The sequence below is a fragment of the Roseateles sp. P2_H4 genome (assembly GCF_056403315.1).
Map to the genome: position 1 here is coordinate 35,963 of NZ_JBFUFR010000032.1, position 22,385 is coordinate 58,347.

General features: G+C 67.8%; 20 protein-coding genes. 13 read left to right on the top strand and 7 right to left on the bottom strand.

What is annotated here, in order from left to right:
- Positions 1-4: 4 nt before the first annotated feature.
- Complete coding sequence (locus AC1DW3_RS22060) at positions 5-874, bottom strand: ferritin family protein (protein ID WP_477934901.1); 870 nt, start codon at positions 872-874, stop codon at positions 5-7.
- A 528-nt stretch (positions 875-1,402) separates the two neighbouring features.
- Positions 1,403-2,392, bottom strand: coding sequence for a magnesium/cobalt transporter CorA (corA, locus tag AC1DW3_RS22065; RefSeq protein ID WP_477934903.1), 990 nt, complete (start codon positions 2,390-2,392; stop codon positions 1,403-1,405).
- A 402-nt stretch (positions 2,393-2,794) separates the two neighbouring features.
- Here corA and hpf point away from each other — a divergent pair, with 402 nt between their 5' ends.
- From hpf to hprK, 3 genes are all read left to right on the top strand, one after another.
- Positions 2,795-3,136 (top strand): ribosome hibernation-promoting factor, HPF/YfiA family, encoded by a 342-nt coding sequence (gene hpf / locus AC1DW3_RS22070; protein WP_056200061.1) that lies wholly within the window; start codon positions 2,795-2,797, stop codon positions 3,134-3,136.
- Positions 3,137-3,398: 262 nt separating this feature from the next.
- A complete protein-coding gene (locus AC1DW3_RS22075; protein ID WP_056200063.1) occupies positions 3,399-3,869 on the top strand; it encodes a PTS sugar transporter subunit IIA in 471 nt (156 codons plus the stop codon).
- 211 nt (positions 3,870-4,080) lie between these two features.
- Positions 4,081-5,037 carry an HPr(Ser) kinase/phosphatase gene (gene hprK, locus AC1DW3_RS22080; RefSeq protein ID WP_477934905.1) on the top strand — a complete coding sequence of 319 codons (957 nt, stop codon included), beginning with the start codon at positions 4,081-4,083 and terminating at the stop codon, positions 5,035-5,037.
- Positions 5,038-5,053: 16 nt separating this feature from the next.
- Here hprK and fur read toward each other — a convergent pair whose 3' ends face one another.
- Entirely contained in the window at positions 5,054-5,488 is a 435-nt protein-coding gene (gene fur / locus AC1DW3_RS22085) for a ferric iron uptake transcriptional regulator (protein WP_477934907.1), read from the bottom strand.
- A gap of 102 nt (positions 5,489-5,590) precedes the next feature.
- Here fur and AC1DW3_RS22090 point away from each other — a divergent pair, with 102 nt between their 5' ends.
- The 8 genes from AC1DW3_RS22090 to AC1DW3_RS22125 all read left to right on the top strand — a co-directional run bounded on the left by AC1DW3_RS22090 (position 5,591) and on the right by AC1DW3_RS22125 (position 13,339).
- On the top strand, positions 5,591-6,163 hold the full coding sequence (locus AC1DW3_RS22090; protein WP_477934908.1) for an outer membrane protein assembly factor BamE: 573 nt from the start codon (positions 5,591-5,593) through the stop codon (positions 6,161-6,163).
- Entirely contained in the window at positions 6,160-6,897 is a 738-nt protein-coding gene (gene dapB / locus AC1DW3_RS22095) for a 4-hydroxy-tetrahydrodipicolinate reductase (RefSeq protein WP_477934910.1), read from the top strand. The genes AC1DW3_RS22090 and dapB overlap by 4 nt, the downstream gene beginning before the upstream one ends.
- A gap of 81 nt (positions 6,898-6,978) precedes the next feature.
- Positions 6,979-7,623 carry a MotA/TolQ/ExbB proton channel family protein gene (locus tag AC1DW3_RS22100; protein WP_477934912.1) on the top strand — a complete coding sequence of 215 codons (645 nt, stop codon included), beginning with the start codon at positions 6,979-6,981 and terminating at the stop codon, positions 7,621-7,623.
- Positions 7,623-8,048, top strand: coding sequence for an ExbD/TolR family protein (locus tag AC1DW3_RS22105; protein ID WP_477934914.1), 426 nt, complete (start codon positions 7,623-7,625; stop codon positions 8,046-8,048). Before AC1DW3_RS22100 ends, AC1DW3_RS22105 begins: the two co-directional genes overlap by 1 nt.
- A gap of 40 nt (positions 8,049-8,088) precedes the next feature.
- Positions 8,089-10,719, top strand: a complete 2,631-nt coding sequence (leuS, locus tag AC1DW3_RS22110) for a leucine--tRNA ligase (RefSeq protein WP_477934916.1) — start codon at positions 8,089-8,091, stop codon at positions 10,717-10,719.
- A complete protein-coding gene (locus AC1DW3_RS22115) occupies positions 10,719-11,204 on the top strand; it encodes an LPS-assembly lipoprotein LptE (protein ID WP_477934917.1) in 486 nt (161 codons plus the stop codon). The genes leuS and AC1DW3_RS22115 overlap by 1 nt, the downstream gene beginning before the upstream one ends.
- On the top strand, positions 11,204-12,274 hold the full coding sequence (holA, locus tag AC1DW3_RS22120; RefSeq protein WP_477934919.1) for a DNA polymerase III subunit delta: 1,071 nt from the start codon (positions 11,204-11,206) through the stop codon (positions 12,272-12,274). The genes AC1DW3_RS22115 and holA overlap by 1 nt, the downstream gene beginning before the upstream one ends.
- 126 nt (positions 12,275-12,400) lie before the next feature.
- Entirely contained in the window at positions 12,401-13,339 is a 939-nt protein-coding gene (locus AC1DW3_RS22125) for a proline racemase family protein (RefSeq protein WP_477934921.1), read from the top strand.
- 218 nt (positions 13,340-13,557) lie between these two features.
- Here AC1DW3_RS22125 and AC1DW3_RS22130 read toward each other — a convergent pair whose 3' ends face one another.
- Entirely contained in the window at positions 13,558-14,745 is a 1,188-nt protein-coding gene (locus AC1DW3_RS22130) for a M24 family metallopeptidase (protein ID WP_477934923.1), read from the bottom strand.
- Positions 14,746-14,765: 20 nt separating this feature from the next.
- Here AC1DW3_RS22130 and AC1DW3_RS22135 point away from each other — a divergent pair, with 20 nt between their 5' ends.
- A complete protein-coding gene (locus AC1DW3_RS22135; RefSeq protein ID WP_477934925.1) occupies positions 14,766-15,527 on the top strand; it encodes an AraC family transcriptional regulator in 762 nt (253 codons plus the stop codon).
- Here the strand turns inward: AC1DW3_RS22135 and AC1DW3_RS22140 are convergent.
- The 3 genes from AC1DW3_RS22140 to AC1DW3_RS22150 all read right to left on the bottom strand — a co-directional run bounded on the left by AC1DW3_RS22140 (position 15,524) and on the right by AC1DW3_RS22150 (position 21,300).
- Complete coding sequence (locus AC1DW3_RS22140; RefSeq protein ID WP_477934927.1) at positions 15,524-17,605, bottom strand: prolyl oligopeptidase family serine peptidase; 2,082 nt, start codon at positions 17,603-17,605, stop codon at positions 15,524-15,526. The genes AC1DW3_RS22135 and AC1DW3_RS22140 overlap by 4 nt on opposite strands.
- A complete protein-coding gene (locus AC1DW3_RS22145) occupies positions 17,605-20,409 on the bottom strand; it encodes a TonB-dependent receptor plug domain-containing protein (RefSeq protein WP_477934929.1) in 2,805 nt (934 codons plus the stop codon). The genes AC1DW3_RS22140 and AC1DW3_RS22145 overlap by 1 nt, the downstream gene beginning before the upstream one ends.
- 177 nt (positions 20,410-20,586) lie before the next feature.
- On the bottom strand, positions 20,587-21,300 hold the full coding sequence (locus tag AC1DW3_RS22150; RefSeq protein WP_477934931.1) for a GntR family transcriptional regulator: 714 nt from the start codon (positions 21,298-21,300) through the stop codon (positions 20,587-20,589).
- A gap of 116 nt (positions 21,301-21,416) precedes the next feature.
- Here AC1DW3_RS22150 and AC1DW3_RS22155 point away from each other — a divergent pair, with 116 nt between their 5' ends.
- Positions 21,417-22,313, top strand: a complete 897-nt coding sequence (locus AC1DW3_RS22155) for a dihydrodipicolinate synthase family protein (RefSeq protein WP_477934932.1) — start codon at positions 21,417-21,419, stop codon at positions 22,311-22,313.
- The last annotated feature ends 72 nt before the right edge of the window (positions 22,314-22,385 follow it).

The window sequence follows — 22,385 nt, forward strand, 5'->3', positions numbered from 1 at the left end:
CTGATCAGGCCGGCTTGCCGGCCAGGCCTTCAGCCGATAGCGGCACGATGCGTGCCGCCATTTCCTTGCGGAAGCGGTTGAGCTCCTGCACGGTCGCGAAGCTGCGGTCCATCAGCAGGCTCATGTTGTGCAGGATGCGCTCGACGACCTTGTTCTCCCAGACGGAGTCGAACTGGATCTGCGTGTCCAGCCAGCGCTCCAGCCACTCGGGGTCGGGCAGGCGGCTCTGGATGGTGTCGCGCGGGAAGAGCTTGGCGTTGACGTGCAGATTGGTCGGGTGCAGGGCCTGGGCCGTGCGGCGGGCGCTGGCCATCAGCACACCCACCTTGGCGAAGGCGGCGCGCGCCTCATCACCGAACTTGACCATGGCGCGCTTCATGTAGCGCAGGTAGGCGCCGCCATGGCGGGCCTCGTCACGCGACAGGGTCTCGTAGATGGCCTTGATGACCGGCTCGTTGTGCCATTCGGAGGCGCGGCGGTACCAGTGGTTCAGGCGGATCTCGCCGCAGAAATGCATCATCAGCGTTTCCAGCGCCGGGGCGGGGTCGAAGTCGAAGCGCACTTCGTGCAACTCGGCCTCGGTGGGCACGAGGTCGGGGCGGAAACGCTTCAGGTACTCGATCAGGACCAGGCTGTGCTTCTGCTCCTCGAAGAACCAGACCGACATGAAGGCCGAGAAATCGCTGTCCTCGCGGTTGTCGCGCAGGAACATCTCGGTGGCGGGCAGGGCCGACCACTCGGTGATGGCGTTCATCTTGATCGTCTGGGCCTGTTCATCGGTCAGCTGGCTGGCGTCGAACTTGTCCCAGGGAATGTCCTTGTCCATGTTCCAGCGCACGGCTTCGAGTTGCTTGAACAGTTCGGGGTAAAGCATGTCGGGTCCTCGTTTAGACGTGGGATTCTAAAAGTTCGCGCCGGCGTGTCATTTCCGGCCCTACGGCGCCAAGGCCATCCAGGCAGGCACGCCCTGCGGTAACCCCGGCAAACGCAGTGCCTTCCTGCCTTGGCGCAAGCCGCAGCCCAGGACACGGCCAGAAATATTCGACAAAGCGGCTTACACGTCCTACTGTTTGTAATCCTGCCATCGCGGCGCGCAGGGGTGCAAGACAGCCCATGGCGACGACAACAATCGTCACAGGAACCCGGTACAGCGCCTTGGAATTCCGCACTCGGTGCCCACTCTCAAGCTACACACCCAGTGAAAACCCGAGTCCACCTCGACTCGTACTGTCCGTTCAACCAGGAATTTAGGTCGCGCAACCTCTCTGATATTCAGAGCTGCAATCTCGCAAGCCGTTCTCCTCCTCCTCCCTCCCTCCCTCGTTGGCTTCGAGGCGTTCTGCGACCGCTTTTATGACCCAAGGCTCGCGTCATCACGACGCGGGCCTTCTTTTTGGCAGGCCTATTTCAGCCAGCCCTTGCGGCGGAAGTAGATGAAGGGGGCGGCAACGGACAGCAGCATCAGCACGAGGGCGAAGGGATAGCCCCAGCTCGACTCCAGCTCCGGCATGTTCTTGAAGTTCATGCCGTAGATGGACGCGATCAAGGTGGGCGGCAGCAAGGCGACGCTGGCCACCGAGAAGATCTTGATGATCTTGTTCTGGTTGATGTTGATGAAGCCGACCGTGGCGTCCATCAGGAAGTTGATCTTGTCGAAGAGGAAGGCCGTGTGCGAATCGAGCGAGTCGATGTCGCGCAGGATCTGGCGCGACTCCTCGAACTGCTCGGCGTTCAGCATGCGACTGCGCATCATGAAGCTGACCGCACGGCGCGTGTCCATCACGTTGCGGCGGATGCGGCCGTTCAAGTCTTCCTCGCGCGCAATCGCCGACAGCACTTCGCCGGCGGCGGCGTCGGTCACGTCGCTCTTCAGCACGCGCACGCTGACGGCCTCCAGCTTGTCGTAGATGCCCTCCAGCACGTCGGCCGAATATTCGGCGTCGGCGTCGTAGAGCTTGAGCAGCACGTCCTTGGCATCCTCGATCAGGGCCGGGATGCGCCGCGCGCGCAGCCGCAGCAGGCGGAACACCGGCAGGTCCTCGTTGTGGATGGAGAACAGGATGTTGTTGAACAGGATGAAGGCGACGCGCACATTGCGCGCCGACTTGCCGTCGGGGCCTTCGTCGCCTTCGATGAGAAAGTCGGAACGGATGTGCAGTTCGCCGTTGTCTTCCTCGTAGAAGCGCGCCGACTCTTCCAGGTCCTCGTCGACGATGTCCTCGGGAATGGTCAGCCCGAAGCGGTCGCGGATCCAGCCCTTTTCCTCGGTACTCGGGCTCTCAAGGTCGACCCAGACCGGGCGCGACTGGGCCAGGTCTTCGGCGGTTTCGATTTCTTCCTGGAACAGGCCGCCCTTCAGGCGCCCGTTGTCCAGCGTGAACACATTCAGCATGCATCGTCTCCAGCAGCGCTGGCGAGGAGGACGACGGCTGGCGCCGTCCGGGGTGGCGGGGTTCAGTCAACCGTCTCACTCCGGGCGGGCGGGCCTGAGAAAGGCCAGCAGCGCGAGTGGACGGTCACCGAGGGTGATCGCAGTCCAAGAAACTCTCCGTAGGGGGAATCTGCGGATTATTGCACCCGTGCAAGACGTGAAAGAAGCCGCGAAAACGAGGCCCTCCAGCCGACAAACGGTCACCGTCATCCCCTTGTCACGCAGCGGCTTCGCGAGCAAACTGGACTCGTCCATTTCCCCACTCCCACCCACCTCCGCTACCCGAAAGACCCCTCTCCCTCCTCCCCCTTTCGTCTCAGTTTTCTGGTTTGTTTTCCGTCCCATCCTCTGAAAGGAGGCTTTATGAATCTGACGATCAGTGGCCATCATCTCGAAGTCACCCCAGCGCTGCGCGAGTACGTGCTAACCAAGTTGGACCGTGTGACCCGCCACTTCGACCAGGTTGTTGATATCAACGTCCTGTTGACCGTAGAGAAGCAAAAGGAGAAGGAACGCCGCCAGCGCGCCGAAGTGACGCTGCACGTGAAGGGCCGCGACATCTTTGTCGAGCAGTCCCACGAAGATCTGTATGCCGCCATTGATCAATTGATGGACAAGCTGGACCGCCAGGTCTGCCGCCACAAGGACAAGGTGCAGGATCACCACCACGCCTCGGCCAAGCGCCTCGAGGTGCCCGCACGCTGAGCCCCACCGGCTCATCTCACGGCGGCCTGCGGGCCGCTTTTGTTTTTGCACTGCGCCGTCGGGCGCCATCCGCGGCAATCGGTTGTTGCTGCAGTGCCGCAAAAACCCTCATTCATGGGTACGCAGAGGCGTTTTCCACGCGTCTAGGGTCTGCCGCCCACCCCAAAACGGCGCTGGGTTCCATAATCTGTCGCTCTGATTGACCCACCAGCCCGGCAGCGGCCGCGCCCATCAGGCGCCCCCGAAAGCTTGGCCTCAGCCCATGAACCGTCTCGCCGCCATCCTGCCCGCCGACAATGTGTTGGTGAATGTGGATGCGTCCAGCAAGAAACGCGCCTTTGAACATGCAGGTCTGCTGTTCGAGAACCATCACCAGATGGGCCGCGCGCTGGTCACCGACAACCTGTTCGCCCGCGAGCGCTTGGGCTCGACCGGCCTCGGGCATGGCGTTGCCATCCCGCACGGTCGCGTCAAGGGCCTGAAGAATCCCCTCGCCGCCGTGCTGCGCCTGGCCCAGCCCATCGGCTTCGATGCGCCGGACGACGAGCCCGTCGGCCTGCTGATCTTCCTGCTGGTGCCCGAGGCGGCCACGCAGCGTCATCTGGAAATCCTGTCCGAGATCGCCGAGATGCTGTCCGACCGCGAACTGCGCGAGCAGCTCAAGGCCGAGCCCGACGCCGCCACCCTGCACAAGCTGATCGCGGCCTGGGAGCCGCTGAAGTCCGTCGCTTGATGCCGCTGATTGGCGCCTCGCGTAAACCCTATGGCGATGGCTTGATAGCGGGCCGAGTGCCGGGCCGCCCCAAGCCGGCCCGCCGCCCCCTCGGGGGCCGAGGTCGGACTGGGCAAGTCCAGTGGACTTGCCAAGCCTACCGAGGAGCTGCGGCCACTGCCGCAGCGCGGCCTGCAAGGCCGGCTGACGTACCCGGCAGCCGAGGGGCTCCATGAAACCCACCTCGATCAGCGCCGAGCGGCTGTTTGAAGAGCACCGCGAAGCCCTGCGGTGGGAGTGGATCGCCGGCCACGCCCATCCCGAGCGCCGCTTCGACGAAGCCGCCGTGCGCGACGCCCAGAGCGCGGCCGACCTGGTCGGCTACCTGAACTACATCCATCCCTACCGGGTGCAGATCGTCGGCCGCCGCGAGGTGGCCTATCTGAGCCAGGAAGGCACCGAGGTCCAGGACCGCCGCATCTCGCGCATCGTCACACTGGAGCCGCCGGTCATCATCGTCGCCGACGACACCGTGCCGCCGCCGCGCCTGGTCGCCATGTGCGATCGCGCCGAGATCCCGCTGTTCCGCACCAACGAATCCGCCGGCCATGTCATCGACCTGGTGCGCGGCTATCTGTCCCAGCTGTTCGCCAACCGCACGACGCGGCACGGCGTGTTCATGGACATCCTGGGCCTGGGCGTGCTGCTGACCGGCGAATCGGGCCTCGGCAAGAGCGAACTCGGCCTGGAGCTGATCTCGCGCGGCCATGGCCTGGTGGCCGACGACGCCGTCGACTTCTTCCGCATCGCCCAGACCGCCATCGAGGGCCGTTGCCCCGAGCTGCTGCTGAATCTGCTGGAAGTGCGCGGCATCGGCCTGCTGGACATCAAGTCCATCTTTGGCGAGACGGCCGTGCGCCGCAAGATGCGCCTCAAGCTCATCGTGCACCTGGTGCGCAAGGAGACGATGGAGCGCGACTTCGAGCGCCTGCCCTACGAGCCGCTGTACGAGGACGTGCTTGGCATGCCGGTGCGCAAGGTCGTCATCGCCGTGGACGCTGGCCGCAACCTGGCCGTGCTGGTGGAGGCCGCCGTGCGCAACACCATCCTGCAGCTGCGCGGTATCGATACCTACAAGGAATTCGTCGAGCGCCACCAGCGCGCCATCGACAACGGCTCGATGGATTGAACCGCTGGGCGGCTGATCAGCCCTTGTTGGGGCAGTCGGTCTTGGTGCATGTCGCGTACAGCGCCAGCGAGTGCTCCTGCAGCTGGAAGCCGCGCTCGCTCGCAATGGCGTGCTGGCGCTCCTCGATGCCGGGATCGAAGAACTCCTCGACCTTGCCGCAGTTCAGGCAGACGAGGTGGTCGTGGTGATGCCCCTCGTTGAGCTCGTAGACGGCCTTGCCGGTCTCGAAATGGTTGCGGCTCAAGAGGCCGGCCTGCTCGAACTGCTGCAGCACGCGGTAGACCGTCGCCAGGCCGATGTCGGCGCCTTCGCCGAGCAAAGCCTTGTAAACATCTTCGGCGGTCATGTGTCGCTGCGCCGCACGCTGGAAGATCTCCAGGATCTTGATGCGCGGCAGCGTCGCCTTGAGGCCGCTGTTCTTGATGTCGCTGGTCTGGTTCTTGGTGGGCATGGCGGGCAGGCAAGGGGGGCGAGAGGGCCCCGCTAGAATCCGCCCGATCATAGCCAGCCGGACTTCCGACTGGTGCTTCCCGCCCTCTGTCGTCAGCCGCCCATGCGTCCCCTGCTTGCCTCTTTCCCGCTGCTTGCGCTGCTTGGCGGCTGCTCCTACCTCCCCACCTGGGATTCCCTGCCCAACGTCACCGGCGAAAGAGTGCTGGGCGTGCTGACGCCCTATCGCGTCGAGGTGGTGCAGGGCAATGTGCTGACCAAGGAGATGGTCGCCCGCGTCAAGCCCGGCATGCCCAAGGCCCAGGTGCGCGACCTGCTCGGCTCGCCGCTGCTGACCGACGTCTTCCACGAGTCGCGCTGGGACTATGTCTTCACGATCCGCCGCCAGGGTGCTGCCAACCAGCAGCGCCTGGTCGTCGCGGTCTTCGACGGCGACAAGCTCAAGGAGCTGACGGTGCCTGATGACCTGCCGGCCGAGAACGACTTCGTGGCCGCCATCAACACCTTCAAGCCCAGCAGCAAGTCGCCCAAGCTCGACCTGAGCGAAGCCGAGCGCGCAGCCCTGCCGCCGCCCAAGAAGAGCGCCGAGGCCGCCCCCACGGCCGCCGCCGAAGGCCCGGCGCCGGGCCGCACCTACCCGCCGCTGGACGCTGCTCCGGCCAAGGCAGGTTCGTGATCAAGGTTGCCGTCATGGGCGCCTCCGGGCGCATGGGCAAGATGCTCATCGAGGCCGTCGAGGCCGCCGACGACTGCGCGCTGCACGTCACGCTGGACAAGGGCGACGATGTGCGCGCCGGCCTCACCGGCGCCGACGTGATGATCGACTTCACGCGCCCCGAGGCGACGCTGGCCCATCTGGCCGTCTGCGCCGAGCTGGGCGTCAAGGCCGTCATCGGCACGACCGGCTTCGACGAGGCCCAGAAGGCCGAGATCGCGAAGTTCGCCGAACGCACGGCCATCGTCTTTGCGCCCAATATGAGCGTGGGCGTCAACGTCGTGCTCAAGCTGCTGGACCTGGCCGCCCGCGCGATGAACGAAGGCTTCGACATCGAGATCGTCGAAGCCCACCACCGCAACAAGGTCGATGCGCCCAGCGGCACGGCGCTGCAGATGGGCCATGTCGTCGCCGACGCCCTCGGCCGCGACCTGAAGGCCTGCGCCGTCTATGGCCGCGAAGGCGTGACCGGCGTGCGCGACCCGTCGACCATCGGATTCGCCACCGTGCGTGGCGGCGACATCATCGGCGACCACACCGTGCTGTTCGCCGGCACCGGCGAGCGCATCGAGATCAGCCACAAGGCCAGCAACCGCGGCATCTATGCCCAGGGCAGCCTGCGCGCCGCGCGCTTCCTGGTGGGCAAGAGCGCCGGGCTGTTCGGCATGAACGACGTCTTGGGACTCAACACCTGAAATGACGAAGCCCCCACGCTCACTTCGTTCGCTGCCCCCCGGGGGGGCGCATCAGCGCCTTCGGGCGGCCGGGCAGCACTGATGGGCGGCTTCGCGGACTTCTGGGCCCAAAGCGACCTGGTCGGCCGCGCGGTGGCGCTGCTGTTGCTGGCCATGTCCGTCAGTGCCTGGGCGTTGATCCTGTGGAAGACCTGGCTGCTGCGCCGCGCCCGCAAGGGCCTGGTGCGCGCCGTGCCAGCCTTCTGGAGCGCAGCCGGTGTGGCTGAAGGCCGCAGCGCGCTGCAGAGCTTCGACACCGAAGGCCTGTTGCTGCCGCTGCTGGACGCTGCAACTGCCGAGACCCGCAGCGCCACGCTGGACGCCGCCGGCAAACGCGAATCCCGCCTGACCCGCCGCCTGCGTGACGCCCTGCATGCCGTGCTGGCCAAGCTGCAGTTCGGCCAGGTGCTGCTGGCCTCCGTCGGCGCCACGGCGCCCTTCGTGGGCCTGTTCGGCACCGTCTGGGGCATCTACCACGCGCTGGCCAGCATCTCGGCGGCCGGCAACATCACCATCGAGAAGATTTCCGGCCCGGTCGGCGAGGCGCTGATCATGACGGCCGCCGGCCTCGCGGTCGCCATCCCCGCCGTGCTGGCCTACAACGTCTTCGGCAAGATGGTCGCGGCCTGTGAAGCGGACCTGGAAGGTTTCGCGCACGACCTGCGCGAACTGCTGGACCACGACTGATGGCTTTTGGCCGCCTCGAGAAGCCCGAGGGCTCCCGGCCCATGAGCGACATCAACATGACGCCGCTGATCGACGTCATGCTGGTGCTGCTGGTCATCTTCATGATCACGGCGCCGCTGATGACGGCGTCGCTGCGCCTGGACCTGCCCAAGAGCGAGGCCGCGACGCCGAGCGACGCGCCGAGCTTCATTGCGGTCGCGATCACGCCGGACGGCAAGCTGCATCTGGGTGAGGATGAGCTGGATGCCAGGACCTTCCAGCAGCGCATCAGCGAACTCGGCCGCGCCAATGCGCAGCTGGAGGTGCAGTTGCGCGCCGACCGCGTCGTGCCCTACGGCCAGGTGGCCGAGCTGATCGGCTGGGTGCAGGCCGCCGGACTGAACCGCATCGCCTTCGTCGCGCAAGCGGCTGCATCGGCGCCCTGACCGAAGGGTTGCGCAGGATGCGCAACCTACAATTTGGCGCATGAACGCCAAGACCGAAGCGCCCAGCTACAACCCGAACGAGATCGAAGCCGCCGCCCGTGCCTACTGGACGGGGCGCGACGCCTACCGCGTGACCGAGGACGCGAGCAAGCCGCACTTCTACGCCTGCTCCATGCTGCCCTACCCCTCGGGCAAGCTGCACATGGGCCATGTGCGCAACTACACCATCAACGACATGCTGGCCCGCCAGCTGCGCATGAAGGGCTTCAACGTCCTCATGCCGATGGGCTGGGACGCCTTCGGCCTGCCGGCCGAGAACGCCGCCATGAAGGGCAAGGTGCCGCCGGCGCAGTGGACCTATTCCAACATCGCCCACATGAAGGGCCAGATGCAGGCCATGGGCCTGGCCATCGACTGGAGCCGTGAGGTCGCGACCTGCCAGCCCAGCTACTACAAGTGGAACCAGTGGCTGTTCCTGAAGATGCTGGAGAAGGGCATCGCCGAGCGCCGCACCCAGGTCGTCAACTGGGACCCGGTGGACCAGACCGTGCTGGCCAACGAGCAGGTCATCGACGGCCGCGGCTGGCGCTCGGGCGCCCTGGTCGAGAAGCGCGAGATCCCCGGCTACTACCTGAAGATCACCCAGTACGCCGAGGAGCTGCTGTCGGCGGTGGCCGACCCGGCCGACCCCAACTACCTGTCCGGCTGGCCCGAGCGCGTGCGGCTGATGCAGGAGAACTGGATCGGCAAGAGCCAGGGCGTGCGCTTCGCCTTCCCGCATTCCATCGAAGGCGGCGGTGGTCGCCTGTGGGTGTTCACGACCCGCGCCGACACCATCATGGGCGTGACCTTCTGCGCCGTCGCACCCGAGCATCCGCTCGCGACGGTTGCCGCCAAGGACAAGCCCGAAGTCGCCCGCTTCATCGAGGAATGCAAGGCCGGCGGCACGACCGAGGCCGAGCTGGCCACGCAGGACAAGAAGGGCGTGCCCACGGGCCTGTTCGTCACCCACCCCATCACCGGCGCCCAGGTCGAGGTCTGGGTCGGCAACTATGTGCTGATGAGCTATGGCGACGGCGCCGTCATGGGCGTGCCGGCGCACGACGAGCGCGACTTCGCCTTCGCGCTGAAATACCAGCTGCCGATCAAGCAGGTCATCGACGTCGACGGCCAGGCCTACGACGACAAGAAATGGGCCGAGTGGTACGGCGACAAGCAAAAGGCCCGCTGCATCAACTCCGGCGTGCTCGATGGCCTCTCGCATGTGGACGCCGTCAACAAGGTCGCCGAGCTGCTGGCGGCCAAGGAACTGGGCGAGAAGAAGACCACCTGGCGCCTGCGCGACTGGGGCGTCAGCCGCCAGCGCTACTGGGGCACGCCGATCCCGATCATCCATTGCGACGATTGCGGCGTCGTGCCGGTCCCTGAAAAGGACCTGCCCGTCGTGCTGCCGGACGACCTGATCCCCGACGGTAGCGGCAACCCGCTGAACAAGCACGCCGCCTTCCTGAATGTCGGCTGCCCGAAATGCGGCAAGCCGGCCAAGCGCGAGACGGACACGATGGACACCTTCGTCGATTCGTCCTGGTACTTCATGCGCTATTGCGACCCGACCAACGAACAGGCCATGGTCGCGGACGGCACCAAGTACTGGATGCCGATGAACCAGTACATCGGCGGCATCGAGCACGCCATCCTGCACCTGCTGTATGCGCGCTTCTGGACCAAGGCGATGCGCGATCTGGGCCTGGTGACGATCAGCGAGCCCTTCGAGAAGCTGCTGACCCAGGGCATGGTGCTGAAGGGCGCGTTCTTCCACAAGCCCGAGGGCGGCGGCAAGGACTACTACTGGGATCACGAGATCGACGTCATCCACGACGAGAAGGGCGGCATCACCGGCGCCAAGCTGAAGAAGGACGGCACGCCACTCGAGTACGAGATGACGACCATGTCCAAGTCGAAGAACAACGGCGTGGACCCGCAAGCCCTCATCGACCAGTACGGCGCCGACACGGCCCGCCTGTTCGTCATGTTCGCCAGCCCGCCGGAGCAGACGCTGGAGTGGAACGACGCGGCCGTCGAAGGCGCGCACCGCTTCCTGAAGCGCGTATGGAACTTCGGCGCGCGCAATGCCGACGCCATCAAGTCGGGCGGCCAGGACTACGCCGCATTGAACGGCGACGGCAAGGCGCTGCGCCGCGAGGTGCACAACGTGCTCAAGCAGGTCAGCTACGACTACGAGCGCATGCAGTACAACACCGTCGTCTCCGGCGCGATGAAGCTGCTGAACGCGCTGGAAGCCTTCAAGGCCGAAGGCCAGTCGGCGGCAGTGCGCGACGGCTTCTCGGTGCTGCTGCGCGTGCTCTACCCGGCCACACCGCACGTCGCCCACCAGCTCTGGCAGGACCTCGGCTTTGCCGCCGAGCTCGGCGATCTGCTGGACGCACCCTGGCCCACGGTCGACGAGGCCGCGCTGGTGCAGGACGAGATCGAGCTGATGCTGCAGGTCAACGGCAAGCTGCGCGGCGCGGTCAAGGTGCCGGCCTCGGCCGACAAGGCGGCCATCGAGGCTGCCGCGCTGGCCAACCCCGAGTTCGCCAAGTTCAGCGAAGGCAAGGCGCCCAAGAAGGTCGTCATCGTGCCCGGCCGCCTCGTCAATATCGTCGTCTGATGGACCGTCGCCTCGCCCTGCTCAGCCTCGCAGCCCTCACCGGCTGCGGCTTCGAGCTGCGCCACGAACCGGTGCTGTCCTTCCAGACATTGGCGCTGACCGGCTTCCCACCCGAGTCGCCCTTGGCTGCCGGGCTCAAGCGCCAGATCAAGCGCACGCCGGTGCAGTTGCTGGACGACCCGGCGCGCGCCCAGGTCGTGCTGGAGGCGACGCGCGAGTACCGCGACCGCACCGTCGTCGCGTCCACCAGCGTCGGCCAGGTGCGTGAGTGGTCGCTGCGCCTGCAGTTCGACTACCTGATCCGCACGGCGGCCGGCGAACTGCTCGTGCCCAAGGTCGAGCTGCGCCTGTCGCGCGACATGAACTTCACCGAGACGGCCGCCCTGGCCAAGGAGCAGGAGGCCGCCAACCTCTACGGTGCGATGCATTCCGACGCCATCGCCCAGGTCATGCGCCGCCTGGCGGCCGTCAAGCTCCCGACCTGATGCAGCTGCGTGCCGAGGGCCTGGCGGCCCATCTGAACAAGGGCCTGGCCCGCATCTACACGGTCCACGGTGACGAGCCCTTGCTCGCGCAGGAGGCCGCCGACCAGATCCGTGCCGCCGCGCGCGCCCAGGGCTTTGGCGAACGCCAGATCTTCATCGTCAGCGGCGCCTATTTCGACTGGGCCCCGGTGCTGGCCGCGGCCCAGGCCATGAGCCTGTTCTCCGAGCGCCAGTTCATCGAGATCCGCATCCCCAGCGGCAAGCCCGGCAAGGACGGCTCCGACGCGCTGCAGCGCTATGCCCAGGCCGCGCCCGACGATGTGCTGACGCTGGTGACCCTGCCGCGCCTGGACAAGACCCAGCTCTCCAGCGCCTGGTTCACGGCCCTGGACGGCAACGGCGTGTCCCTGCGCGTCGAACCGGTCGAGCGCCGCATGCTGCCGGCCTGGCTGGCCCAGCGCCTCAAGGCCCAGGGCCAGTCCATGCCCGAGGGCGAGGACGGCCAGAAGGCCCTGGCCTTCTTCGCCGACCGCGTCGAGGGCAATCTGCTGGCCGCCCACCAGGAATTGCAGAAGCTCGCCCTGCTGCATCCCAAGGGCGAACTGACTTTTGAACACATCGAGGCCGCCGTGCTCGACGTCGCCCGCTTCGACGTCTTCAAGCTCAGCGAAGCCGTGCTGTCGGGCGCCATTCCGCGGCTGTTGCGCATGCTGGATGGCCTGGAGGCCGAGGGCGAAGCCGCTGTGCTGGTGCACTGGACGCTGGCCGAAGATGCCCGCGCGCTGTCTCGCGTGCGCGCCGCGCTGGACGCCGGCCGCCCGCTGCCCATGGCGATGCGCGAAGCCCGCGTCTGGGGTGCCAAGGAGCGCCTCATCGAGCGCATCGCGCCGCGCCTGGACAGCGCCCAGGCCGGCGCCCTGGTGCAGGCCGCCCAGGTCTGCGACGGCCTGGTCAAGGGCCTGCGCCACCCCGACTGGCCCAGCGATCCCTGGGCCGCGCTGCGCCGCCTGGCCCTGATGCTGGCCGAGGCCGCGAGCGGTAAAGCAGGCGCAGTCCTCAGCGCCCGCTGACGCGGCGCCGGGCACGCCCCGGCGCGCACACGCAACACAACCCCACACCTCGGGCCAGGCCGGGGTGAAACACGCGCGCAGCTCTTGTATATTGGATCCAATTATTGGATCCACTTTGAGCTTGGCATGGACGGCAGCGCACGCATCATCGATTCACACACCGGCGGCGAGCCCACGCGCGTGCTCGTCAGCGGCGGGCCTGACCTGGGCTTGGGGAGCATGGCCGAGCGGCTGGTACGGCTGCGCGGCGAGCACGACGCCTGGCGCCGCGCACTGATCCTGGAGCCCCGCGGCTCCGAAGTGCTGGTGGGCGCCTGGCTGTGCGCGCCGCGCCAGCCGGGCGAGGACTGGGGCGTGATCTTCTTCAACAACGTCGGCTACCTCGGCATGTGCGGCCACGGCACCATCGGCGTCGTCGCCACGCTGCGCCACCTCGGCCTCATCGAGCCGGGCCTGCTGCGGCTGGCCACGCCGGTCGGCGCCGTGCAGGCCACGCTGCACGAGGACGGCGCGGTGACGGTGGCCAATGTGCCGTCCTACCGCTTGGCGCGGCAGGTCGCGGTGACGCTGGAAGACGGCCAGACCGTGCATGGCGATATCGCCTGGGGCGGCAACTGGTTCTTCCTGTGCGGCGACCATGGCCAGGCCCTGGCAGCTGAGCGCACGCAGGCGCTGACCGCTTACGCGCTGGCCCTGCGCGCGGCGCTGCAACGAAACGGCATCACCGGTGCGGACGGCGCCGAGATCGACCACATCGAGCTGCTGGGCCCGCCCGCTGATGCCGCCAACAACGGCCGCAATTTCGTGCTCTGCCCCGGCGCGGCTTACGACCGCTCTCCCTGCGGCACCGGCACCAGCGCCAAGCTGGCCTGCCTGGCGGCGGACGGCGAACTGGCGCCGGGCGCCGTCTGGCGCCAGGAGTCGGTGATCGGCTCGGTGTTCGAGGCCCGCTACGAGGCCGGCGCAGACGGTGCCATCCATCCCTTCATCCGCGGCCGCGCCCACGTGACGCTGGACGCCCGGGTCGTGTTCGACCCGGCAGACCMCATGCGCTGGGGCTTCTGAGCATGTCAGGTGTCCATGGCGCTACGGGCCGAGCGCCGGGCCGCTCCCAAGCCGGCCCGTCATGGCGATGTGCTTGCCGGTCAATCCGGCAAGCATCGCCGTCCCCTCAGGGGCTGAGTCCGGACACAACGCGCCCAGTGGGCGCGTTGTGCCTGACGAAGCGCTGCAGCCTCTGGCTGCAGCGCGGTCCCGGCCAAGGTACTCCTTGGACGAGGGGCTCAACCGAACGGGAACTCCAAACTGGGGCTGGGCTGGGTGAACCAGCGCGGCCCCTGGCCCGTCATGTAGAAGTGATCTTCAAGCCGCACGCCGAAGGCACCGGGCACGACGATCATGGGCTCATTGCTGCAGCACATGCCGATCTCCAGTGGCTGGCTGTTGCCGCGCACGAGATAGGGATGCTCGTGCAGGTCCAGGCCCACGCCGTGGCCGGTGCGATGCGGCAGGCCGGGCAGTTCATAGCCCGGCCCCAGACCATGGCTCTCCAGCACCGCGCGGGCCGCATCGTCCACAGCCTCGCAAGGCGTGCCAAGCTGGGCCGCCGCGAAGGCCGCGGCCTGGGCCTGGTGCTCGATGGCCCAGATGCGCCTCACCTCGGCGCTGGCCTGGCCGTGCACATAGGTGCGCGTCAGGTCCGAGGCATAGCCCTCGACGGAGCAGCCGCAGTCGATCAACACCACCTCGTTCTCGCCCAGGATCTGCGCGTTCTTCACGCCGTGCGGATAGCTCGTGGCCTGGCCAAACAGCACGATGCAAAAGCGCGAGCCGCCACCGCCGATGCGCCGGTGCGCTTGATCGATGAAGTCCTCGACCTCACGTGTATCCATACCCGTGCGCAGCACCTCACGCGCGGCCTGCTGCACGCGCAGCGTCATGTCGAAGGCGCGCTGCAGCAGCGCGATCTCCGCGGGCGACTTGCGCATGCGCAGCGCGGCGATGGCCTCGCTGTCGTCCACCAGCAGCAAGCCCGGCGCGACCTGCTGCAGCCGGCTGGCGAAGTGAAAGGGCAGGCTGCCGTCCAGCGCCAGGCCGTGGCCGCCGCAGGGCAGCCCGGCCGTCAACCGTGCGAGCAGCGCCCAAGGATCCTCGTGCTCGTCCCAAAGCTGCAACGGCGCCGGCAGGCCCCAGCGGTCCATCAGCGCGTCGCGCTCGAAGGCCGGGGCGATGTAGATCGCCTCGCCTTCGGCCGGCACCAGCGCGCCGAGCAGGCGCTCGCTGGGATACCAGGGCGTGCCCATGAAGTAGCGCAACGAACTGCCGGCATGCAGATAGAGGGCCTGCAACCCTTGGTCGCGCAGCAGCGCCTGCAGCCGCCGCAGGCGCTGGCGGTATTCGTCGGGCTGGATGGGCTGAACGCCAGCGCGCAGATCGGGCAAGGCGCTCAGCGCCGCATCGAAGGAAGTCATGGTGTCCATGGAGTAGTGGGATGAGTGAAGCCGCCGAATTGCTGACGCTCGATGAAGTGGCCTACCTGGGGCAGGACGCGCTGCGCCTGCTCGAGCATCTGTTCGAGCCGCTCGACGACGTGGTGTATTTCGTGAAGGACGGCGCCGGGCGCTACCGCAGCGCCAACCGCAGCCTGTGGCGGCGCTGCGGCCTGCAGGGGCGCGAGGACTTGATGGGCCGCACCGCGCGCGACCTCTTCCCGGCGACCATGGGCGAGGCCTTCCTCGACCAGGACCGCCAGGTCATGGCCAGCGGCCAGGCCCTGCACCGGCAGTTGGAGCTGCATGTCTACCCCGACCTGCGCGCCGGCTGGTGCCTGACGCACAAGCTGCCCATCCGCGATGCCGCGGGCCGCGTGGCCGGCGTGGCGGGCTTGTCGCGCGACCTCGGCCTGCCCGACCACAGCCACCCGCAGTACCAGTGCATCGCCCACATCGCCGCCTGCATCCGCACGCGCTTCGCTGAAGCCTTGCAACTGGGCGAACTGGCGCGCGACGCCGGCCTCAGCCCGGACCGCGTGGAGCGCATGTTCCATCGCGTCTTCCAGCTGACGCCGCGCGAGATGCTGGTGCAGGTGCGGGTGAACGCCGCGCGGGCGCGGCTGGCGGTGCCGCAGCCCGTCAGCATGGCCGAGCTGGCGCTGGACTGCGGCTACGCCGACCAGAGCGCCTTCACCCGCCAGTTCAAGGCCACGGTGGGCCTGACGCCATCGCACTACCGCCAGCTCCACGCCCCGCGCTAGGGCGCCGGCGGCATCAGCCGCCGTTGCAGGAAGCCGTAGCTGAGCGCCCACAGCCGGGCCTGCTGCGCGGGCGTCGACGCACCCGCATGGCCGCCCTCGGTGTTCTCCCAGTACAGCACCTCGTGGCCCTGCTCCTGCAGCCGCGCCACCATCTTGCGGGCGTGGCCGGGGTGGACGCGGTCGTCGCGCGTGGAGCTGGTGTAGAGCACCGGCGGATAGCGCTTGTCGGCCGTGGCGTTGTGATACGGCGAGTACTTGCCGATGTAGTCCCACTGCGCGGGGATGTCGGGGTTGCCGTACTCCTCGATCCAGGACGCGCCGGCCAGCATCTCGTGATAACGGCGCATGTCGGTCAGCGGCACCTGGCTGACCACGGCGCCGAACAGTTCGGGCCGCTGCACCATCGCCACCGACGTGAGCAAGCCGCCGAGACTGCCGCCCATGATGCCCAGCTTGTCGGGCCGCGTGATGCCGCGCTTCTGCAGGTCCTCGGCGACGGCGATGAAGTCGTCGAAGCTGCGCTGGCGTTGTTCACGCAAGGCCGCCTGGTGCCAGCGCGGGCCGAACTCGCCGCCGCCGCGCAGATTGGCCAGCACGTAGACACCGCCGCGCGCCAGCCAGGCCCGACCGAGGATGCCGTTGTAGGCCGGCCGCATCGAGATCTCGAAGCCGCCATAGCCGTAGAGCAGCGTCGGCCGGCCGCCCTCGGGCACGGGGCCGCGCGGGGCGACGATGAAATAGGGAATCAACGTGCCGTCGGCGGACTTGGCATGCAGCTGACGCACCTCCAGACCCGCCGTATCGAAGAACGCGGGCAGCTGCTGCAGGACGTTTCGCTTCGCCTGCCCGACTTGCGCGGCCTCCAGCCGCGCCGGCTGCAGGAAGCTGCTGCGCGTCAGCAGGTAGCGGTTGGAGGTCTGCCCGGCCAGAGCCATGACGGACAGGCTCTCCAGCTCACCGGTGGGCACGGCGCGGCGCTGCCATTGCTGGCCCGCGGGGCGCCATTCGGTGAGGTGCTGGCGCACGTCCTGCATGCTGACGATGAGCAGCGCATCACGCAGCGGCACCAGGCTTTGCAGCGCGCCGTCCCGCGCCGGGTCGTGCAGCAGGGTGAACTTCGGTTTGCCGTCCAACCAGGCCTGCAGCGGCGTGGTGATCACGGCACCCGCTGGGTAGCGTTCCCAGTCCGAGCGCAGCTCGATCAGCGCCTGATTGCCGAACAGCTGCACCTGCGCATCGTCGGGCTTGGGCAGTTCGACCGGCACTCCATCGCGCAGCAGGTACTGCTTGCCGGCGAAGAAGCTGGTGCGGCGCTCCAGCACGAACTGCTGGCGGCCGCCCAGATGCTCGCCCCAGGCCCACAGGCCGACTTCGTCGACGCCGCCCTCCAGCAGCAGCGGGGCCGAAGCCAGCAGTGCGCCGCGCTTCCACAGCTTCAACTGGCGTGGGTAGCCCGAGCGGGTCAGGCTGTCGGGCCCGAAGTCGGTGTAGACGCCCAGCGTGTCGGCATCCACCCAGCCCGCACCGCCCTTGGCCTCGGGCAGCGTGAAGCCGCCCTCGCCTGCGGAGATGAAGCGGCGCTCGACGGTGTCGAACTCGCGCAGCACATGCGCATCGCCGCCACCGCGGCTCAGGTTGACGAGGCAGCGCCGGGCCTGGGGCGCGAGGCAGTTCGCCCCGGCCCAGACCCAGCGCTCGTCCTCGCTTTTGGCGAGCTGGTCCACGTCCAGCACGGTTTCCCACCGTGGCTGGCCTTTCAGATAGTCCTCGGGCGCGCTGCGGCGCCAGACGCCGCGCGGATGCTCCGCGTCGCGCCAGAAGTTGTAGACATGACGGCCGAGTTGCTCAGCCGGTGCCAGGCGCGCCGGCGAGGCCATCACCTCGGCCAGCTCGGCTTCGAGCTTGGCAAAGCCGGGCGCCTGCAGCACGGGCGACAGCGTCGGCTGCTGGCTGCGCACCCAGGTCAGCGCGCGATCGCCGTCGACATCCTCCAGCCAGCGGTAGGTGTCGGGCATGTCGGCGGGCGGTGTCGCCGCCGCCGCGAGATTCGCGACCAGGATCAGTGCGAGGGCGCGCATCAGAACTTCACCTCCGCGCTGACCTTGAGCACGCGGCCGTTCAGATTGGGCAGGCCGGCCGGGCGGCGGAACACGGCCGGCTGCTCGTTGAAGGCGTTGAAGAGATTGGCCGACAGCGTCCAGTTCTTCAGGCCGCTGTACTGCAGCCACAGGTCGGTGCTGGTCCAGCTGCTGACACGGCAGTGGCTCTCGGGCTCACCGCGGTCGGCGCAGCCCTGGGACTGGTAGTAGTCGTCGTCCCATTCGTCCCAGGCCAGCTTGGTGGCGCTGCTGTAGTTGACGCGGCTGCCCAGCTTCCAGTCGCCGCGGGTCCAGTTGGCCTTGAGCACGGCGCGCTCGCGCGGCACGCCGTTGTAGCCGATGCGGTTCGGGCGATAAGCATTGGCATCCGTGTCCCAGTACAGCAGCCGGGACTGGATGTTGGCCTCCAGGTTGACATCCAGCCGGCCCCACTCACCCAGGCCCCAGCGGCTGCGCAGATCGATGTCGAAGCCGCTGACCTGGGTCTTGTAGAGGTTGCGGTACTGCAGCCGCATGGTGCGGATGGGACCGGACTGGAAGGCGATGGTCTGGCCGGTCAGCTCCTTGGCGCGCTGCGACCAGAGCCCGTCCTGCACGGAGACAGCGTCGCGCGGGACCAGGCCGGGGTTCTGGCCCTCGTTCTGCAGGATCTGCGTGATGTCCGGCGTGCCGATCTCGTCGCGGCGCTTGATGTTGTAGTAGTCGATGGAGACGCTGACGTTGTCGAGTGCCTGCACCACGAGGCCCACCGAGGCGTTGTTGGAGCGCTCGGGCTTCAGGTCGGGGTTGGGCGTGACGCTGGAGGGGAAGCTGACCGAGCAGCCCGAGTTGAAGGCCAGGTTGGCTTCGATCTGGTCGGCGGCGTTGCCGGTCTTGAGCGCATCGCGCAGCGCACGGGCGGTGTCGCAGCGCTTGGGGTCGTTGAGGCTGTTGTTGAACCAGGAGGCGCCGCCGTTGCCGGTCTCGGGCAGGCTGGGCGCGCGGAAGCCCTGCGTCAGCGTGCCACGCAGCAGCACGGCCTTCGTCGGCCGGAAGGCCAGTTGCAGCTTGGGCGTGATGGCGCCGAAGCCGTTGAAGACCTTGTCACCGCGCAGGGCCAGCGTGGCCTCCAGCTCTTTGGTGATGGGGGCCGCGAACTCGGTGAAGACGGCCGCCGTGTTGCGCTTGCCCTCGATATTGACGCCCGAGAAGCCGACGATGCGCGCCTGCAGGATGTTGTCCATGCTGCGGTGGAAGAACTCCTCGTGGCGCAGTTCGGCACCCACGGCCATCATCAGCGGGCCGGCCGGCAGTTGAGCGATCTCGCGCGAACCCTTGAAGTCGGCGAACTGCTGACGGTAGTGGCCCGTGGAGCCCATCTCCGGGAACATCTTGTTCAGCACGTCGGCCGAGTTGACCTGGCCGAACTTGTAGGCCCCGCTGGTGATGGCGTCGGCATAGCCGAAGCGGTCCAGGTAGAGGTGCTGGCGCTGTGTGGCGCGCGAGCCCATGTCGCCGACGGCGGTGTCGATATCCCAACCGGCCAGCGTGCCTTCGACGCCCATCACCAGCCGGTGGTCGAAGGAGGCGCCGACGTTCTTGAACATGTCCGGGTTGTCGGTGAAGCGGTAGGCCAGCGTGACCGGGAAGTCATACGGGTTCTGCGGGTGTCCCACCGGCAGCGCCGGGTGGCTGAAGCTCTGCAGCTCGCCCTTCAGCGAGTCGTACCAGGTCGACGTCGTGCCCGCGGCCTGGCTGCGCGGCACATTGGTGTAGTACTTGGCCTGGATGTCGGCGAACTGCAGCTCGGTGAAGGCCGTGAGGTCCTTGTTGATCTTGTAGCGCCCACCGAGCATGCCAGTCAGGCGGTCCGTTGCGGGGCGGGCGTCGCTGTCCTTCCAGTAGTCGTAGAGGCAGACGCCGCCAACCAGGTTCTCCGGCGCGCAGCCCGGGGCCGGCGTCGTGAAGCTCTTGCCGGCGAGTGCCGGGTCCTTGTAGTTGGCCGGGTAGCGGCCGGTGTAGTTGCCGGGGAAGGAGCCGGACGAGAGCTGCAGGCGGGCGGGGTTCTGCTCCGTGTACCAGCCGGGCAGCAGCGGGCGCACGTCCGAGTCCTTGTAGCTGCCGCGCTGGTAGAGCTCCAGGTGGCCGTAGACGTTGTAGCCGTCGTCCTCCAGGCTGCCGTGGCCCACCGTGACCGAGCCCGACTTGTCCTTGGCCAGGAAGCTGCGCCGCAGCGACTGCTGGGCGCTGACGGCCAGGCCGACGCCGCGGAAGTCCTTGCTCGTGATGATGTTGATGACGCCGCCGATGGCGTCCGAGCCGTAGATGGCCGAGGCGCCATCCTTCAGGATCTCGACGCGCTCGATGAGGTTGGCGGGGATGGCGTCGATGTTGCTGAAGTTCAGCTGCAGGCCGTCGGCGAAGCCATAGCTCGTCAGGCGCCGGCCGTTGAGCAGCGTCAGCGTGCCGCCGGTGCCCAGGTTGCGCAGCGACACGCCCGAGGCGCCGCTGGCCCAGGAGTTGGCGCCGCCCAGGTCGCTGAGGGCACGACCGTCGTTGTCGGTCAGGTTGCCCAGCACGTCGCCGACGGTCAGAGCGCCCGAGGCCTTGATCTCGTCGCGCGAGATCGTCAGCAGCGGCTGCGAGGTCTCGGCGTCAGTGCGCTTGATGTTGGAGCCGGTGACGACGACGCGGTCCAGCTTGTGGTCCCTGGCGTCGGCTGGCGCCTGCTGGGCCTGAGCGGCCAGTGCTTGCAGCGCGATGGCGATGGCCAGGGTGCTGCGCGTGAATTGCGGTGTCTTCAAGGGGACCTCTTAGTCTGGTGGGGTCGAAGTGCCACCAGAAACCCCCTGGCGGCCGACACACCGGACGTTAGAAATCCGCCGCGAGAACGTCTTGAACCGCACCGCTTGGTCGGCGCGGAAATCGGCACAAGGGCCGCGATCCTCGGGAAGTCCCCGAGATGTCTCGGGACGAAGAAATCAGGCGGCGCGAACGCGGCGCTTCTTCGGCGCGGCCGGCTCTGCCTCCTGGGCCTGCATATAGGCCGAGTAGCGCTCGCAGGCGCCCAGGATGTGCTGGCGCGTCAGGCGCGCCGCCGTCTTGGCGTCGCCCGCCACGCAGGCCTCCAGGATGGCCAGATGCTCGGCACGCGCCTGGGCTCGGCCGTCGGTCAGTTGCAGCTGGTCGACGAGGTAGCGCTCGGTGCGGTCCAGCGCTGCCACCGCGGCTTGCAGATGGTGGGGCATATCCGCCTTGGCATAGAGAGCGCAGTGGAAGTCGCGGTTCAGCTCGCCCCAGCGCACCGGGTCGCTCTCCTTGGAGAAGGCCTGGCAACGCTTCTTGGCCTCGGCCAGCGCGCCGGCCTGCAGACGCGGCACGGCGTTCAGGATCAGCTCGCCTTCCAGCAGCGCGCGAAAGCGGCACAGCTCCTCGACCTCGGCGCGGCTGTGCCCGGCCACGGTGTAGCCGTGATAGCGCTTGATCTGCACCAGGCCGTGCTGCTCCAGGCGGTTCAGCGCCTCGCGCACGGGGATGCGGCTGGTGTGCAACTGGCGCGCCAGCTCCTCCTGGCGCAGCGGCTCGCCGTCCTTGAACTGGCCCGTGATGATGGCGCGGTGCAGGGCCTCGTAGACCTGGTCGCCCGCCGAAGGGCCGGGTGTGGTGCGGGCGAGTGTGAGGGGCGTGTCGGGCATGCCACCATTGTGAACCGGCACCCCGCGCGGTCGGCAGGATTGGATCCAACCTTGCAAATTGGATCCAATATGCAATATGCTGCGCGCCAGTCATCACCCAACCGGAGTACCACACCATGTGGCAAGGCGTCTTTCCCGCAGTCACCACCAAGTTCAACGAAGACGGCAGCCTGGACGCTGCCGAGATGCAGCGCTGCTTCGCGCTGCAGATGGCGGCCGGCTGCGACGGCCTGATCGCCTGCGGCTCCCTCGGCGAAGGCCCCATGCTCAGCCACGACGAGCGCCTGCAGGTGTTCCGCCTGGCCAAGGAAGTTGCGGGCAAGAAACCCGCGCTGCTGACCGTGGCCGAAGCCGGCACGCGTGAAGCCTGCGCCCTGGCCGAGAAGGCCGCCCGCGCCGGCGCCGACGGCCTGATGGTGGTGCCCAGCACCATCTATCACACCGATGTGCGCGAAACTGCCGCCAACCTGCGCGCCATCGCGGCCGCGGCCGACCTGCCGGTGATGATCTATTCCAACCGCATCGCCTACCGTGTCGACGTGACGACGGACCTGCTGGAGGAACTGGCCGACGACCGCCGTTTCGTCGCGGTCAAGGAAAGCAGTGACGACATCCGCCGCAGCACCGAGATCCTGACCCGGCTGGGTGACCGCTACGCCGTCTTCACCGGCGTCGACAACCTGGCCTTCGAGGCGCTGTGCGCCGGCGTGCAGGGTTGGGTGGCGGGTCTGGTCGTCGCCTTCCCGGCCGAGACGGTGGCGGTCTACCGCCTCGTCAAGGCCGGTCGACTGGCCGAGGCCCTGGCCATCTACCGCTGGTTCCGCCCGCTGCTGGATCTGGACGTGTCGAGCTATCTGGTGCAGAACATCAAGCTGGCCGAGGCGCTGGCCATCCAGTCCAACGAGCGCGTGCGCGCGCCGCGCCTGCCGCTGGCCGGCGAGCGCCGCGCCCAGGTCGAGGCCGTCATCCACAAGGCGCTGGCCACGCGCCCCAAGCTGCCTGAGAGGCTGTGAACAAACCCCACACGCCCGCTCCTCCCGCCGCAACGCCGCCACTCGGCGTTGCAAATGCTCGCCGTAGCAGCG

Excerpts from the sequence above, each read along its gene's own strand:
- AC1DW3_RS22115 (WP_477934917.1), top strand. The coding sequence starts at position 10,719 with ATGGACCGTCGCCTCGCCCTGCTCAGCCTCGCAGCCCTCACCGGCTGC.
- hprK (WP_477934905.1), top strand. The coding sequence starts at position 4,081 with ATGAAACCCACCTCGATCAGCGCCGAGCGGCTGTTTGAAGAGCACCGC.
- AC1DW3_RS22060 (WP_477934901.1), bottom strand. The coding sequence starts at position 874 with ATGCTTTACCCCGAACTGTTCAAGCAACTCGAAGCCGTGCGCTGGAAC.
- AC1DW3_RS22155 (WP_477934932.1), top strand. The coding sequence starts at position 21,417 with ATGTGGCAAGGCGTCTTTCCCGCAGTCACCACCAAGTTCAACGAAGAC.
- leuS (WP_477934916.1), top strand. The coding sequence starts at position 8,089 with ATGAACGCCAAGACCGAAGCGCCCAGCTACAACCCGAACGAGATCGAA.
- corA (WP_477934903.1), bottom strand. The coding sequence starts at position 2,392 with ATGCTGAATGTGTTCACGCTGGACAACGGGCGCCTGAAGGGCGGCCTG.
- AC1DW3_RS22100 (WP_477934912.1), top strand. The coding sequence starts at position 6,979 with ATGGGCGGCTTCGCGGACTTCTGGGCCCAAAGCGACCTGGTCGGCCGC.
- fur (WP_477934907.1), bottom strand. The coding sequence starts at position 5,488 with ATGCCCACCAAGAACCAGACCAGCGACATCAAGAACAGCGGCCTCAAG.
- AC1DW3_RS22105 (WP_477934914.1), top strand. The coding sequence starts at position 7,623 with ATGGCTTTTGGCCGCCTCGAGAAGCCCGAGGGCTCCCGGCCCATGAGC.
- AC1DW3_RS22075 (WP_056200063.1), top strand. The coding sequence starts at position 3,399 with ATGAACCGTCTCGCCGCCATCCTGCCCGCCGACAATGTGTTGGTGAAT.
- AC1DW3_RS22140 (WP_477934927.1), bottom strand. The coding sequence starts at position 17,605 with ATGCGCGCCCTCGCACTGATCCTGGTCGCGAATCTCGCGGCGGCGGCG.
- hpf (WP_056200061.1), top strand. The coding sequence starts at position 2,795 with ATGAATCTGACGATCAGTGGCCATCATCTCGAAGTCACCCCAGCGCTG.
- holA (WP_477934919.1), top strand. The coding sequence starts at position 11,204 with ATGCAGCTGCGTGCCGAGGGCCTGGCGGCCCATCTGAACAAGGGCCTG.
- AC1DW3_RS22135 (WP_477934925.1), top strand. The coding sequence starts at position 14,766 with ATGAGTGAAGCCGCCGAATTGCTGACGCTCGATGAAGTGGCCTACCTG.
- AC1DW3_RS22150 (WP_477934931.1), bottom strand. The coding sequence starts at position 21,300 with ATGCCCGACACGCCCCTCACACTCGCCCGCACCACACCCGGCCCTTCG.
- AC1DW3_RS22130 (WP_477934923.1), bottom strand. The coding sequence starts at position 14,745 with ATGACTTCCTTCGATGCGGCGCTGAGCGCCTTGCCCGATCTGCGCGCT.
- AC1DW3_RS22090 (WP_477934908.1), top strand. The coding sequence starts at position 5,591 with ATGCGTCCCCTGCTTGCCTCTTTCCCGCTGCTTGCGCTGCTTGGCGGC.